General features: G+C 60.7%; 13 protein-coding genes and 1 pseudogene. 10 read left to right on the top strand and 4 right to left on the bottom strand.

What is annotated here, in order from left to right:
* The first annotated feature begins 228 nt into the window (after positions 1–228).
* From D0550_RS28405 to D0550_RS28425, 5 genes and pseudogenes are all read left to right on the top strand, one after another.
* Complete coding sequence (locus D0550_RS28405; protein WP_116812571.1) at positions 229–1,395, top strand: DUF819 family protein; 1,167 nt, start codon at positions 229–231, stop codon at positions 1,393–1,395.
* Positions 1,395–2,786: a C40 family peptidase gene (locus D0550_RS28410; RefSeq protein WP_116812572.1), complete on the top strand. Its 1,392-nt coding sequence runs from the start codon at positions 1,395–1,397 to the stop codon at positions 2,784–2,786. The genes D0550_RS28405 and D0550_RS28410 overlap by 1 nt, the downstream gene beginning before the upstream one ends.
* Positions 2,787–2,810: 24 nt before the next feature.
* Positions 2,811–3,907, top strand: a pseudogene (locus D0550_RS28415) (dipeptide epimerase).
* 5 nt (positions 3,908–3,912) lie between these two features.
* On the top strand, positions 3,913–4,761 hold the full coding sequence (locus D0550_RS28420; RefSeq protein WP_116812573.1) for a MurR/RpiR family transcriptional regulator: 849 nt from the start codon (positions 3,913–3,915) through the stop codon (positions 4,759–4,761).
* A gap of 420 nt (positions 4,762–5,181) precedes the next feature.
* Positions 5,182–6,195 (top strand): transposase, encoded by a 1,014-nt coding sequence (locus D0550_RS28425; protein ID WP_116812574.1) that lies wholly within the window; start codon positions 5,182–5,184, stop codon positions 6,193–6,195.
* A gap of 3 nt (positions 6,196–6,198) precedes the next feature.
* Here the strand turns inward: D0550_RS28425 and D0550_RS28430 are convergent, their stop codons facing one another.
* On the bottom strand, positions 6,199–6,717 hold the full coding sequence (locus tag D0550_RS28430) for an RNA polymerase sigma factor (protein WP_116812575.1): 519 nt from the start codon (positions 6,715–6,717) through the stop codon (positions 6,199–6,201).
* 323 nt (positions 6,718–7,040) lie between these two features.
* On the opposite strand from D0550_RS28430, the gene D0550_RS28435 reads away from it, so the two are divergent.
* From D0550_RS28435 to D0550_RS28450, 4 genes are all read left to right on the top strand, one after another.
* Positions 7,041–7,676 (top strand): RNA polymerase sigma factor, encoded by a 636-nt coding sequence (locus tag D0550_RS28435; protein WP_116812576.1) that lies wholly within the window; start codon positions 7,041–7,043, stop codon positions 7,674–7,676.
* Positions 7,677–7,828: 152 nt separating this feature from the next.
* A complete protein-coding gene (locus D0550_RS28440) occupies positions 7,829–8,116 on the top strand; it encodes a FecR/PupR family sigma factor regulator (protein ID WP_116812577.1) in 288 nt (95 codons plus the stop codon).
* A 206-nt stretch (positions 8,117–8,322) separates the two neighbouring features.
* The gene (gmd, locus tag D0550_RS28445; RefSeq protein WP_116812590.1) at positions 8,323–9,420 is read left to right on the top strand and encodes a GDP-mannose 4,6-dehydratase; all 1,098 of its coding nucleotides are present in this window, start codon (positions 8,323–8,325) and stop codon (positions 9,418–9,420) included.
* A gap of 10 nt (positions 9,421–9,430) precedes the next feature.
* Positions 9,431–10,393 carry a GDP-mannose 4,6-dehydratase gene (locus D0550_RS28450; RefSeq protein WP_116812578.1) on the top strand — a complete coding sequence of 321 codons (963 nt, stop codon included), beginning with the start codon at positions 9,431–9,433 and terminating at the stop codon, positions 10,391–10,393.
* Here D0550_RS28450 and D0550_RS28455 read toward each other — a convergent pair.
* Together D0550_RS28455 and D0550_RS28460 are read right to left on the bottom strand one after the other, a co-directional pair.
* Positions 10,378–11,148 carry a hypothetical protein gene (locus D0550_RS28455; RefSeq protein WP_116812579.1) on the bottom strand — a complete coding sequence of 257 codons (771 nt, stop codon included), beginning with the start codon at positions 11,146–11,148 and terminating at the stop codon, positions 10,378–10,380. The genes D0550_RS28450 and D0550_RS28455 overlap by 16 nt on opposite strands.
* Positions 11,149–11,160: 12 nt before the next feature.
* Complete coding sequence (locus D0550_RS28460) at positions 11,161–12,462, bottom strand: class I SAM-dependent methyltransferase (protein WP_116812580.1); 1,302 nt, start codon at positions 12,460–12,462, stop codon at positions 11,161–11,163.
* Between the two features lie 616 nt (positions 12,463–13,078).
* Between D0550_RS28460 and D0550_RS28465 the strand changes: the two genes are divergently transcribed.
* Positions 13,079–13,759: a putative Ig domain-containing protein gene (locus D0550_RS28465; RefSeq protein WP_116812581.1), complete on the top strand. Its 681-nt coding sequence runs from the start codon at positions 13,079–13,081 to the stop codon at positions 13,757–13,759.
* A 73-nt stretch (positions 13,760–13,832) separates the two neighbouring features.
* Here D0550_RS28465 and bfr read toward each other — a convergent pair whose 3' ends face one another.
* Complete coding sequence (bfr, locus tag D0550_RS28470) at positions 13,833–14,309, bottom strand: bacterioferritin (RefSeq protein WP_116812582.1); 477 nt, start codon at positions 14,307–14,309, stop codon at positions 13,833–13,835.
* Between the last annotated feature and the right edge of the window lie 11 nt (positions 14,310–14,320).

A 14,320-nucleotide genomic window follows, 5' to 3' on the forward strand; every position in this document is an offset into this window, starting at 1 on the left:
CGCTTGCTTCGCCGAAGGGATACTGGCTTCTCGTTTGCATGGCAGAGGCAGTCGAGCAGTCACTTGCAGGTGTCCACGTCGGCGACAGTTGATTCGAACGCGGTGTAGTAATGGTGTAACACGGCCGTGAAGTGGCGGTCAATAATTTATTCTTGCTTTAAGTTAGAGAAGACGCGAATATTCTGAGCATATGGGAACCTTCCGCCCGTACATCTGCTGCGAGTTGCGATGATCCAGACGGTCTGGCCCTATCTGGCGCTGATGCCGCTGGCCGCCGGGGTGTTTCCGTCGCTGGAAAAACGTTATCAGTGGCGGGTGTTCTCGGTGTTGCCGCCGATCGTCTGGACTTATTTGTTCGTGACGGCGCTGGCGGTGAGCGGCCTGTGGACGGCGACTCCCGAGATTCAGGAGGCGCAACGCACCCTGACGTCACAGCTGCTGCCTGCGCTGCTGTTTCTTTTGATGGTGACGTGCGACTTGCGGGCGATTCTCGCCGTCGGGCCGCGAGTATTGGCGGTATTCGCGTGCGCGATGCTGAGCATCCTGCTGGCGATCACGCTGGTGTTCGTGTTGTTTCGGTCGGTGCTGCCGGCGGAAGGATGGAAGATGCTGGCGGCGCTGAGTGCGACCTGGACCGGAGGCTCGGCCAACCTGGTGGCGGTCAAGCAAGTCGTCGGGCTGTCTGAAAGTGCTTTGCCGGCCGTGCTGCTGGCCGATGCGCTGTGCTACTCGGTATGGGTGCTCGTATTGTTTTCGACCGGTGCCTTCGCGCCGACCTTCAATCGCTGGACCGGGGCGGATCGCAGCGGTCGTGAATATCCGCAGCTATCGGCGATCTCATCGACCGGGCCCGCCGACCTGGGAAATATTTTGCTGTGGCTGGGGCTGGCCATGCTGGTGGGTCTGGGCGCGGGTCGGCTGGCGATGTCGATGCCGACGTCGACGATGCTGACTCAAACGTCGTGGACGGTGTTGTTTGCAACGCTCGTCGGTCTGATCGTCGCTCGCACGCCGTTGGCCCGCGTGCCTGGCCCGGCGTCGACGGGCTCGGCATTGCTGGCATTGCTGGTGGCGGTGCTCGCTTCGCAGAGCAATTTCCACGGACTGGCCTCGGCGCCGCTGTTCATTCTGTGCGGCTTCATCACGATGCTGCTGCATATCGGGATGCTCGCGCTGCTCGCCCGGGTATTTCGTTTCGATCTGTACCTGTGCGGCATTGCTTCGCTCGCACAGATCGGCGGCGTCGCGTCGGCGCCGGTGCTGGCGGCGACTTATTCTCCGGTGCTCGTTCCGATCGCGGTATTGCTCGCGATGCTGGGGCTCATTCTCGGCACGGGGATGGGGTTGTTCATGGCAAGCGTGCTGTCAGCGCTGGCCCCGGTGGGAGCGGGTTGATGCGCAAGCATTCGATATTGCTATGGCTGCTCGTGCTGGTTGCCGGCTGTGCTAGCGTACCTCGCGAGCAGGCTGGCGTCGGTGGACCGCTGGGGGTCATCGGTGTGGAACCCACTCATCTCACGGCGGACTATTGGGCTCGGCGCGCGCCGCGCGCCCATGCCGTTGTGCTCGATACCGGTGCGATCGCTCGGCAGAACGAGCGGCTGAAACAAACCGACAAATCCGTGCGGGATCTCGAACAGCTGCCGACCGCGCTGGCAGCGGCCGACGCGCGTGCCTGGATAGAAGCCATGTCCTCGCGGCCGACGCGGACGCTCTATGACGAGCAGGGCCGGGAGGTGAGTGCTCGGCAACTCGATGACTGGATGGCGTCGCTGAGCCTGCACGAAATCGCGCCGACGCAAGCGACTCGATACGGCATGGTCGTGCGCCGTGCCGATCTGCGCACCTTCCCAACGCGGGCTCGGGTGTTCTCCAACACTGAAGATACGGACATCGACCGCTTTCAGGAGACGGCCCTGTTCCCCGGCACGCCGGTGGTGATCGCGCACACCAGCCGCGATGGCGAATGGCTCTTTGTCGTCAGCGCGTTGTACAACGCGTGGATCGAGAGAAGTGCGGTGGCCGAAGGCAGTCGCGAAGTCATCTTTGCGTACACGCGCAAAGCGCCTTATCTCGTGGTAACCGGCGCGAAGGCGCACACGGTTTACACGCCCGAGCGGCCCCAGTTGTCCAGCGTGCAACTGGAAATGGGAGCGCGCGTGCCGCTGCTGCTGCAGTGGCCGATCGAAACTCCGGTCAACGGCCAGCATCCGTACACGGCTCATGTCATCGAGCTTCCGTACCGCGCGGCCGACGGCTCGTTGCAGTTTTCGCCCGCGCTACTGCCGAAGACTCAGGAAGTCGATGGCGACTACTTACCGCTGACGCGGGCCAACATTCTGCATCAGGGCTTCAAGTTCCTGGGCGAGCGCTATGGTTGGGGCCACTCGTATGACGCGCGCGATTGCAGCGGATTCGTGTCCGAAGTGTATCGAAGCTTTGGCGTGCAATTGCCGCGCAATACCCGTGACCAGGGCGTGAGCCCGGCGCTCAATCGCATAGCGCTCACCGATGCCGACGATCACGAGGCGCGAGTGGCGCTGCTGCGCGAGGCCCAGGTCGGCGATCTCATTTATATACCGGGCCACGTGATGATGGTGATCGGTCATGACCGTGGCGAGCCTTACGTCATTCACGATACGACCGGCATCAGCTTTCGCCGCGGCGCAGGCGATATCGAGCGTGCCAGGTTGAACGGCGTCTCGGTCACGCCGCTGCTGCCGCTGCTGTCGAGCGACGGCCGTCCCCTGATCGATCACGTGTACAGCATCCAGAGAATCCGCTGAGCTGCCGGAATCCTCGAGAACCCCATGAAGATTACTGAGATTCGCTATGGCATGTTGCGCGTGCCGCTGAAGACCGCCTTCAAGACGGCGCTGCGCACCGTGGATGTGGTCGAGGACATCGTCGTCGAGATTCACACCGACACCGGCAACATCGGCTATGGGGAAGCGCCGGCGACGGCCGTCATCACCGGCGACACGCACGGCTCGATCGTCGAGGCCATTTGCCAAAATTTTCATTCGCGCCGCGCCTGATCGGCCAGGACATCGCCAACCTGAATCGCATCACACAGCTGATCCAGGCGTCGCTGGAGAAGAACTCCAGCGCCAAGGCGGCGGTCGAGATCGCGGTCTACGATCTGTTTGGGCAGCTGTACAACGCGCCGCTGTACAAGATGTTGGGCGGCGGTGACCCGGTCGTGACCACGGACATCACGATCAGCGTCGACTACATCGACAAGATGGTCGCCGATTCCATCCAGGCGGTGGAACGTGGCTTCGAGGCGCTCAAGATCAAAGTGGGCAAGGATATCGGCGTCGATATCGAGCGCATCAAAGCGATCTACGCCGCCGTCGAAGATCGGGCGCTGCTGCGGCTCGATGCCAACCAGGGCTGGACGGCAAAGCAGGCCGTCTATGCGTTGCAGACGCTGGAGGATGCCGGAGTCAAGCTCGAGCTGGTCGAGCAGCCGGTCAAGGCGCACGACCTGGATGGCATGCGCTACGTCACCGAGCGGGTGCACACGCCGATCATGGCCGACGAAAGTGTGTTCGGTCCGACGCAGGTGATCGAGCTGATCCGCATGCGGGCCGCGGACATCATCAACATCAAGCTCATGAAGACGGGCGGCATTTCCAATGCCATTCATATCGCCGACATCGCCTCGCTGCACGGCATTGAATGTATGATCGGCTGCATGCTCGAGACCAGTATCAGTGTCGCGGCGGCGGTGCATCTCGCCGTCGCCAAAGCCAATGTGATTACCAAAGTAGACCTGGACGGTCCGTCGTTGTGTGCCTTCAATCCGGTAGATGGCGGCGTGATTTTCAACGAATCGGAGATCTCGATCACGGATGCACCAGGCTTGGGCATCCGGGAGATCAGAGGCCTGCAGAGGCTCTGAGCACCATGTCTTCTCTGGTCAAGATCCGCGCAGAGCGGGATCAGATGTCGGCGATCGAACGCCGTATCGCCGACTTCATACTCGAGAATGCGCATCTGTTGCGCGACTACTCATCGCAGCAGCTCGCCGACGCGTTGCAGATCAGTCAGTCCAGCGTGGTGAAGTTCAGTCAGAAGCTGGGCTTCAAGGGCTATCCCGATCTGAAGTACTCGATCGGCGAGGCGGTGGCGCGTGGCAGCGACGTGCCGCTCAAGGCTGCTGCCAAAGCCACTCGCGCAGCGCCTCGGGAGTCGCTCGCGGAAACGTTGTGGCAGAGCAAGTCTCGCGCAGAGGAGGAGACGCGTCTGATCAACGATGCCGGGACGCTGGTCGAGATCGCTACATTGCTCAGTCGCGCCGGCAAAGTATTCTGCATTGGTTTCGGCGACGACGGGATTGCCGCCCAGGCATTTGCTCAGCGGCTGGCGTTGCTCGGTACTTTGGTCGTTCTGCAAAACGATGCAGTGCTGATGACTGCGAGCATCTCCAGCGCCGAGCGCGGCGATGCGTTGATGGTGTTTTCCGAGCAAGGACAACATGCCGCGCTCAACCAGCTTTGTCGGCAGTTTCGCGACCGGCAAGGCAAGATCGTCTCTGTCACACGACATACATCCAATCCGCTGCGCGCGCATGCCGACGGTACCTTGCTCGTGTCGGCACATGATGAGCGCTCCCACATTCAGCCGCTGCTCTATCAGTCGGCACTCCAGCATCTGCTCGATCAGGTCTTCGTGCTCATGTGCGACGGCGATCGTCTGGAGCAACTGAATACCAATCTCGAACACGTGCAGCACCTGTTGGATCCGAAACTCTGACACTCCGTGTCAGACGTCGCGCATTACGCAAGCTTCATCATACGTTGGCGGTTACTGGCGGGCGTGGATTCGCCTGTGTCGTGTCGCTGACCGACACCCAGCTGCGCAGACGTTCGCTTGTTTGCTTCGCTATCGATCGATAGTTCACGCCGCCGCGACGTGATGCGCGCGTCGTTGGTCACAGCTCAGCATCGGTCGCTCACGCGGCGATCTAAGAAAAAGCAAATAACCGTGCTGTGAGACTTCGACAGAACGCCCGCTGCGGGCTGATCTTGATCGATGTCATATCAATAGCAACATCGGCGATGGAAGCTCCGCCTCCGATTCTCATAACACAGCAGTCGCCAGTGCCTGGGGGAAGAGAACTGCAACAGCGGCGCTACCAGGGTAGGTTTTTTGCTTCTGAATGGAGAGTAAACAATGTCATATCGCCGACGCATCCACATTCCTGGCGGCACTTATCATGTCGTCCAGCGCGGCACCAAGCAGCGCCCGATATTTTCTCAAGCGGAGGACTATGAGCTGTTCGAATCAGTACTGCAGGCAGCTTTGCGCAGCACCGGTGCGCGGCTGCACGCGTACTGCTGGACCACCGAAGCCATATATCTGGTCGTGCAGATCGATGAGATCTCGCTCGGGCATTTCATGCAATGGGTGAAGAGCCGCTACGCGCGCGGCATTCAGCGCAAGCTCGGGGAGCGCGGTCATTTGTTTCAGGTTCGTTACGACTCGGTGATCGTCGATCCAAAAATGTATCTCACCAGTCTGGTTCACTACATTCATTACGTGCCCGTGCTCAAGGGGCTGGTGGATCGGCCGGAGGATTTTGCTTACTCCAGTCATCACGCGTACGTCAACACGCGTGAAGTGCAGTGGCTACACTGCGGCGCCACTCGGCGCTTGCTGGGTAAGCGCGATGAGCAGGCCCAGGCTTATCAGCAGTTGATGGCCGAGGCGCCGACACCAGAGACGGTGAAGTTGGTGGAGCGGGGGATGCCGAAGACCCCCGGCATTCTCGGCGGCCCGGAGCTGGCAGAAGCGGCGGGTCATCGGCCCAAGCGTTCGACGCGCATGACGCCGGATCAGATCATCCACGATGTCTGCAACATGCTGGACGTGACGCGTGAGGACGTGTTGTCGAAATCACGCTTGCGCAGACTGGCGCTGGCGCGCGCTGTGATCGCCTGGCACACGACGGTGCGTGGCATTGCCACGCTGGCCGAGATCTCACGCTATCTGGGGCGGGTGTCGTCGACGTTGTCCAAGACGATCACCTCGTATCGTAAGCGGCAACCGGACCTGTTCAAGCTGGATGCGTTGTCGCACATGATGCCGCTCGGACTGGCCAGTCATGCGCTGTCCAGTGAGGACTTCATGGAGTCGGGGCAATCCGCGGCACACGCCAGCGGCACGGATCACGATGCGATGTATTGAGGGCTAGCGCTCCCAGGTCATGGTCCGGATCAAGGCCTTGGCCTGGGTGACGTATTTCTCGACGGTGTGAATGCTCAAGCCCAGCTCCAGGGCGACCTCTTCATAAGAGAGGCCGTGGTGCTTGTGGGCAAGCAGTACATTTGCATGTGTTTGCGGCAGGCGTGCGAGGGCGCGCTCGAGTTGCTGCTGTAGGTTCAATCGGTCGGCGAGGTCGTCCGGCGGGCTGGCGCAGTGATCGGGGTCCTCGCCGCGATCCTCCAGGGGCTCGTGCCCTTGCTTCGCCTCGCTCATGAAATCCGCGACCACATGGGACGCGATTCCAAAAATATACGCGACCGGCTTGTGCACCTGCTTGCTCGCATCCACTCGCAGCAAGCGTAAATAAACCTCCTGGGCAAGATCCTCGGCGTCCTGCCGCTGCGTCAAGCGGCGTGCCAGGTAGCGGTGCAGCTGCTTGTCATAGCTCCGGAAGGACGAGGTGTCGAAGGCGAAGGGAACGGTCTCTGGGGCTGCGGTGGTCATTCTGCATCACTTAAGACAGGCAACGCTCAACGAAAACATTCGTTGAGCAGACAACGACAAAGCAGTGCAGCACCGAACATGCGCGCCGCTCATGTGACTTTGAGTTGGCGAAAATGTGACAAAACTGCTACCGACTTCTTGCCGCTACAACAGACATAAACAAATAGACGGACCCCGTAACTATTGGGACTACCCGTCTCGTGAATTACAGCCCTGCCCGATAACTAAGTGAATGTCCTAGGGGATAAGGTCATGCTCACAAAATCTCCAGCGATGATCGATCAGCGACCCAGCAGCCATGCACCCACCACGGCGCGACTGCCGTGAGCGCCGAAGCCGAGCGTTGCCCGACGGACCAGAGCACGACACCGCAAGAAGGCACGGAAGACCAAGTTGGCAAAGTCATTACGATCGATACCAAGAGCCGCAACGAGCGCTTGACCCTGTGGTTCGAGTCGTGGCGAGGAGCGATGAAACGCTGGTTGTCCAGCCGCTCATCGATGCAATCGGCGGACCTCGACGACGTGGCGCAGGAAGTGTTTCTTCGCCTGCTCCGTTATAGCGACGACGCGGTCGTCGAATATCCGCAAAGTTATTTGTTCCGGATTGCGACCAACGTGGTCAATGAATGGCGCGAGCGGGCGCGCAACAGTCTGCCGCACGATGACGTTTGGCTGTCGGATCTGCAGATCGAGCCGGAGGCCGAGCCGGAAAGCTCCGTCGAGCACGATCTGGTCAATCTGCACGTGAGGAAGGCGGTGAGCAGACTGCCGCCGCGGCAACGTCAGGTGCTGCTCCTCCACATCCGGGAGGATCTGACGTATAAGCAGATTGCCGCCAAACTGAAGCTGACACCGCGTGTCGTGCGAAGGGACATTGCTCGCGCCTATGCCGAACTACGCTCGGATCTGGGGTCGCCAGACCTCGGTGCGGACGCTGTGCGTAGGAAGGTCGGGTAATCTACCGGCCAGTCAACTGCAAGGGCCATGCACCATCATGGCCCGGTCTAGCTTGCGGGGGTGGAGGAGATCCGAGGCACGGGATTTCCCATCGGTCGCGGCCGGAATAACTATGACTCCGTCGCACCTTGACGCATTGGCGAGGAAGACGGATGTCTGACCGTCCCCAAAATGACGATCCGCAGTCGATCAGCGAGCAGGCTGCCGACTGGCTGGTTCTGATCCGCGCCGGCGACATGAGCGAGCAGGAGCGGCTCGACTATATTCACTGGTTGAAGCGGTCTCCGGCGCACGTCCAAGAAATTCTGGAGTTGGTGAGCCTCGAGCAGATGTTGAGAGACACGCACGCGGGCGGGCTCGTGTCGCCACCCGAAACGGATCCGACCGACGCCGCCAAGGTGCTCGAATTGCCCGACCTGGAAATGCCCGCTGAGAAGTGAGTCTCCGCTCGGGTCGCGGTACAAAACTCCAATGATCGATACGCAGGCGCGAGCTGGCTGCTGCAAAGCTGCGGCAACCAGCGCTGGCCACGCTTTACGCTTGCGCCTGCCGGGCGATCGGCCAGGCACTGCGAGCGAGCCGACGGAAGTTGCGGGGCTCGAGGGCAGAATCGAGCGATATCACGGACGGCCAGGTGGATGCGCTCATGAAGCAGAAGACTGCCTTGATCACAGGGATTACCGGTCAGGACGGCGCGTATCTCGCCGAGTTTCTTTTGCAGAAGGGCTATATCGTTCACGGCATCCGGCGCCGTACGTCGCTGTTCAATACGCGTCGCATCGATCATCTGTACAAGGATGCGCACGAGCCGAACGCGCGGCTCCACCTGCACTATGGCGACATGACGGACAGCAGCAGTTTGATGCGAGTCATACAAAAGACCCGGCCGGATGAGATTTATAACCTGGCCGCCCAGAGTCATGTGGCGGTCTCGTTCGAAGAGCCGGAGTACACCGCGAACTCCGACGCGCTGGGAACGCTGCGAATTCTGGAGGCCGTACGCATTCTGGGGATGGAGAAGCGCGTGCGCTTCTATCAGGCGTCGACGTCCGAGCTGTTTGGTCTGGTACAGGAAATCCCGCAAAAGGAGACCACGCCTTTTTATCCGCGCTCACCCTATGCCGCGGCGAAGCTGTACGCGTACTGGATCACCATCAACTACCGGGAAGCCTATGGCATGTATGCGTGCAACGGCATCCTGTTCAACCATGAGTCGCCGAATCGGGGTGAGACGTTCGTCACCCGAAAGATCACGCGCGCGCTGGCGCGTATCAAATGTGGTCTGCAGGATTGTCTTTACCTCGGCAATCTGAACGCACTGAGAGATTGGGGGCATGCTCGCGATTACATGGAGGCGGCCTGGCTGATGCTGCAGCAGACGTCGCCTGAGGACTACGTCGTCGCCACCGGAAAGCAACGAAGCGTGCGCGAGTTTATCGAAGCCGCCGCAGATCACCTGGGAATGAAAATTCGTTGGTCGGGTGAAGGCGTCGATGAGAAGGGCTATGACCGTGGCGGCAACTGCATCGTTGCGGTGGACCCGCGATACTTTCGTCCGACGGAAGTCGAGACGTTGCTCGGCGACTCCGCGAAGGCACGAGCGAAGCTGGGATGGAGCCCCAACACGAGCTTCACCGATCTGGTGGTGGAGATGGTCGATGAGGACCTGAAGGAAGCTCAGTGCGAGGAGTTGCTGAAGCCGCACGGCTTCCCGGCGGTGTTTGGGTCGCGCATCGCTTCCTGACACGCTCTGCATGCCGAGCGCACTGATTACCGGCGTCAACGGGCAGGACGGCTCTTATCTCGCCGAGCTGCTGCTGGAACGCGGGTACGCAGTCATTGGGCTGGTTCGAGAGGATGCTGGAGACCGGCTCGGCCACATCCAGCATCTGCGCAGCCGGATCGAGATCATCTCGGGCAGTCTGCTGGACGACGCGCTGTTGCGCCGGATCCTCGAGCAACATCGGCCTCAGGAGATCTACAACTTCGCGGCTCGCGCATCGAGCAGCCAGCTGTTGACGGATCCCACCTTGACCGCGGAGTACAACGGGCTCGGCGTCGTTCGTCTGCTGGAAGCAATCCGATCCGTCGACCCCAGCATGCGCTTCTGCCAGGCCTCCAGCAGCGAGATGTTCGGCACGGTGTCTCAGTCGCCGCAAAACGAGCTGACGCCGTTTCGGCCCAGGAATCCTTACGGCGTCGCGAAGTTGTTCGCTCACGGGATGGTCGGTACCTATCGCGAGAACTTCGGGGTGTTTGGTTGCTCGGCCATCCTGTTCAATCACGAAAGCCCGCGGCGCGGCCCGGAGTTCGTGACCCGCAAGATCACGATGGGCGTCGCGCGCATTCGTGCCGGCCTGTCGCGTTCGCTGCCGCTGGGCGATCTCGATGTCACGCGCGATTGGGGTTTTGCTGGCGACTATGTGCGCGCCATGTGGCAAATGCTCCAGGCCGAAGTCGCGGACGACTACGTCGTGGCCACCGGGGTCAGTCATTCAGTGCGAGAATTTTGCGATCTTGCGTTCGGCCACATCGGGCTCGACTACCGGGCGTATGTTCAAACGGATCCGCGCGCGCGGCGGGCGCCAGAGTCGATGCCGTTCGTCGGGGACGCTGCCAAGGCGAGGCGCGTACTGGGGTGGCAGCCGTCTATCTCATTCGAGCAGCTCGTGACGACGATGGTTGATGCAGACATCGTTGCTCAACGAGTGGCATAGCCGAGCACCACCCAGCTGAGCTGTTCGACAAACAGTTGGCCGTAGCGCGTGACGGGCCAGACAGGGCGATCGCCGAGCTCCGATGGGAATCCCGCACCACGCAGCAGCGAGCGGGCGTAAGGCAGCCAGCGGCCCTTCTCGACCAGATGACGATAGGCGATCGGCGGGCGGTCCTTGATGGCGCAATGACTCGCTTCACGAACGCACTGTCGCTCGAACTCCCAAATGCTCATCGGCCGATCGAGCATGGACAGCAAATGACTCTTACGCCAGATCGCAATCTGCAGCGCTGAATAGAACGGGTGACGTTCGCGAATCCGCTGCAGGCCCGGATCGATCTCTAGCGGATGCCTGCCCGTAGCGCGCGCAAGCAGGGAGCGGCCCAACGGAACGAGCCGCAGATAGTCGAGATTCAAGCGCACGGTGCTCTCGACGAGATGCGCGAGGCGATCTTGATCCACCGGTGCCTGGATCAGAAAGTCATCCAGCATGACGATGACGTAGTCCGACTCGATCTTCGCCAGTTGCTGCGTGAATTCGCGTCGCCATTCGGTTGGCGGAGCGATGACGGGCGCGCCCACGAGCAGCGCCCGACTGCACGAGTTGAGTCCGACATACATCGGATAGCGGCACGTCGGCCAGAACTTCTGGACCGCAGGCAAGGTGCGCTCGAGGATGTCGATACGGCTGTCGCTGCTACAGATGAAAGCGGCAACAGCCGCACTCTTGCGGGCCGCGGAGCAAGGTGACTTCACGAGTCGGCCTGCTTACAACCGCGCCTCTTCGGTTCTGGTGCGAGTCGTTTGCGGCCGCTCGCTCGCAGCTGGCTGCGTGGTGCGAATCAGTTCCAGCTGGGGCAGGGGAAAGATCAGGTTGTGGCCGAAGTAGCGCGGATGCTCTACGAAGAAGCCGCGGAAGTGCCACGGCAGTACCAGCAGATAGTCCGGCTGCATAGCCAGCACATCTTCCTCGGAGACGATGGGCAGCAGGCTGCCGGGAGTGAAAGCCTCGAATTTGTCCGGGTTCACTTCACCTACACGGCTGATGTCGGCTTCGGTGATCTGGCAGTACTGCAGCAGGACATTGCCTTTGGTCGATGCGCCGAGCGCACAGACCGTTTTACCGAAGCGTTTCGCTTCGTCGAGGAAGGCCCGCAGGGTGGCCCGGCTGGCGGCGACGTTGGTCGCGAAGTCGTGGAACGGTTGCAGCGTATTCAGCCCGGCGTGAGCTTCCTGCTCGAGGATGGCGCTCACTTGCGGAGCTTCGGCGTGGCGTGAAGCCCGCTTCGCCACCATCAGCGAGAAGCTGCCACCGTTGATGTCGTTGAATTCGACGTCGACGATCTTCAGACCCAGGCGCTCGGTCATCCACTGGATCTGTTTGAGGGCGTAGTACTCCAGATGCTCATGGCAGACGGTGTCGTAGGAATTCCTCTGCATCATGGTTGGCATGTAGCTTTGCTCGAGTACCCAGACGCCGTCGTCGTCGAGCACCTCGGCGATCTCACGCATGAACGTCATCGGCTCTTCCAGATCGTAGAACATGGAGAACGAGGTGATGACGGCAGCCTTGCGCTCGCCAAAGTGCTGGCGAACCGTGGCGGCGGAGAAGAAGTCCGGGATCAGTTGAATGTGAGGCGGGTAGAACTTCCGAAACTTCGCACCGGTGGGATCGACGCCAACGAGCGTGCAGCCCTGCGTGGGATACGCCTGGAGGGTGGTGCTGTCGTTGGCGCCGATATCGATGACCAGTGCGTCGTCAGGCAGCGTCACACGCTCGAGAATCCGGCGGACCTTGGCATGCAGGTGCGCGACCATGCTCGAGTTGAGGCCCGAGCGGTACCCATAGTTGTCGCCGTACAGCTCGCCCAGATCGTAGGTGTGCTGCAGCTGTAACAATCCGCAGACAGCGTCGTCGCCAGTGCACTTCACGAGCTTCAATGGGCCCGCGGTGATCTCCTGCGCTCGCGTTCTTGGGAACACGCCAGTGAGCGTCTGCACGCCCAGATCGAGGACTTCGACGAGCTGCGTGTTCCTGCAAATGCGGCACTCGGAGATCTGTCGGTACATGGAATCCGCTCCTGTTTCGAATGCGTCCGTGGCATGGCCGAGGAAAGATCTCTGCCTAATTGGACTCAAGCGAGCGGGCGCTCAACAGCACTCGTGCGGCGGCGGCGGGGGAGGGAAGAAGCGCTTGAATCGCGGCGCTTTTGTCGGTCGAGCGGGGGAGTGTCGGTCGAGAGACTCTTGGTGTGAATCGGCTGCGCAGAGCGGCGCGAATTGCTCCCACGTTATGCCGGCTGCGGCTGTCAGGCTCGATCCTAAGGGCAGATCTGAGCGCGCGCGACGTCACCCTGTCGCCAATCGCCTACAAGCACTTCATCCCTTGAAAATCAGTTACTTATAAATTCGGCTTGAAGTCACAAAGCCGAAATCTGTCCCTGTTTCGCGACTAAATACCTTTGTTCCAAGCTTGCCGAGAAATCTTATCCGATACCCAAGCTAATGATCTAACGACGCTTTTTTCTCTCTGGCACAAGACTTGTTATGTCTACCCCCGTGCCCTCGCCGAGCTTCGGGTCGAGCGAGTCTCAGCTCCAGATATCAATGTAGATATCAAAGACTTACAGCGGCAACGTGTGGCGACTAGGAAGCAGCCAAGCGTGGACCGCGACAGTGGAGAATCATGCGACGTACTTACTTTCCGGGTTTTTTTGCCGGGTGCCTGATCCTGAGCTCTGCATTGCTGTCCGGTTGCGGCGGCGGCGGAGGTGGTGGCGACTCTGCCACCGGTAATGTGAATCCCCCCAGTAGTTCCGCAAACACGGCGCCCACGATGACGGGAACGCCGGGCGCTACCGCCGTGGTTGGCCAAGCCTACAGTTTCCAGCCCGCGGCGACCGATGCGAACGGCGATCGGCTCACGTTTACGGTAGCCAACCTGCCCAGCTGGGCTACCTTCAACGCGCAGACCGGCCGCATCAGCGGTACGCCGACCGCGGCCCAAGTCGGCTCGTACGGCAACATCACCGTCTCGGTTTCGGATGGCCAGGCCAACGCGTCGGTGGGTCCGTTCACGATCACGGTGAGCGATGTGGCCAATGCCAACGGTAGCGCCAGCCTGTCGTGGACGCCGCCGACTCAGAATTCGGACGGCACTACGCTGGGCAATCTCGCTGGGTTTCGAGTGATGTACGGACGCACATCCAGCAACTTGGATCAGACGGTGCACGTGACCAACCCGTCCGTGAACCGCTATCTGGTGGAGAACCTGAGCTCCGGCACCTGGTACTTCGCGGTGGTGGCGGTGAATGCCACCGGCGTGACCAGCCAACTGTCCAATACTGCGAGCAAGACGATCACCTGATCGGCGCGCGAACCGGAACGGGCGGTCTCGACCCCAGGATGTGCTGGGAGCTTCGGACCGCCCGTATCCTTTTTTAGTCCTCGTCAGTCTCCATCTGCGACTGGCAGTAGTTCTGGATGCCGACGCGCTTGATCAGCTCGAGCTGCGTTTCCAGCCAGTCGATGTGCTCCTCCTCGGACTGGAGGATGTCCTCGAACAGCTCGCGCGACACGTAATCTGACAGCTGCTCGCAATCGGCGATGGCCTGACGCAGGTCGGGATGCGCCTGCATTTCCAGCTTCAGATCGCAGTTCAGCGCCTCTTCGACGTTCTCGCCGATCAGCAGTTTGCCGAGGTCTTGCAGGTTCGGCAGGCCGTCTAAGAACAGGATGCGCTTGATGAGCTTGTCGGCATGCTTCATCTCGTCGATGGATTCTTTATAGGTGTACTCGCCCAGCTTCTTCAGGCCCCAGTGCTCGAACATGCGGGCGTGCAAAAAATACTGGTTGATGGCCGTCAGCTCGTTCTTCAGAACATTGTTGAGATGACGCAATACCTGTCTCTTATACACATCTNCGNGCC

It is taken from the genome of Steroidobacter cummioxidans, from assembly GCF_003104955.1.

What these genes read in the sequence shown, in the direction of transcription:
- D0550_RS28405 (WP_116812571.1), top strand. Translation starts at nt 229, where the DNA reads ATGATCCAGACGGTCTGGCCCTATCTGGCGCTGATGCCGCTGGCCGCC.
- D0550_RS28410 (WP_116812572.1), top strand. Translation starts at nt 1,395, where the DNA reads ATGCGCAAGCATTCGATATTGCTATGGCTGCTCGTGCTGGTTGCCGGC.
- D0550_RS28420 (WP_116812573.1), top strand. Translation starts at nt 3,913, where the DNA reads ATGTCTTCTCTGGTCAAGATCCGCGCAGAGCGGGATCAGATGTCGGCG.
- D0550_RS28425 (WP_116812574.1), top strand. Translation starts at nt 5,182, where the DNA reads ATGTCATATCGCCGACGCATCCACATTCCTGGCGGCACTTATCATGTC.
- D0550_RS28430 (WP_116812575.1), bottom strand. Translation starts at nt 6,717, where the DNA reads ATGACCACCGCAGCCCCAGAGACCGTTCCCTTCGCCTTCGACACCTCG.
- D0550_RS28440 (WP_116812577.1), top strand. Translation starts at nt 7,829, where the DNA reads ATGTCTGACCGTCCCCAAAATGACGATCCGCAGTCGATCAGCGAGCAG.
- gmd (WP_116812590.1), top strand. Translation starts at nt 8,323, where the DNA reads ATGAAGCAGAAGACTGCCTTGATCACAGGGATTACCGGTCAGGACGGC.
- D0550_RS28450 (WP_116812578.1), top strand. Translation starts at nt 9,431, where the DNA reads ATGCCGAGCGCACTGATTACCGGCGTCAACGGGCAGGACGGCTCTTAT.
- D0550_RS28460 (WP_116812580.1), bottom strand. Translation starts at nt 12,462, where the DNA reads ATGTACCGACAGATCTCCGAGTGCCGCATTTGCAGGAACACGCAGCTC.
- D0550_RS28465 (WP_116812581.1), top strand. Translation starts at nt 13,079, where the DNA reads ATGCGACGTACTTACTTTCCGGGTTTTTTTGCCGGGTGCCTGATCCTG.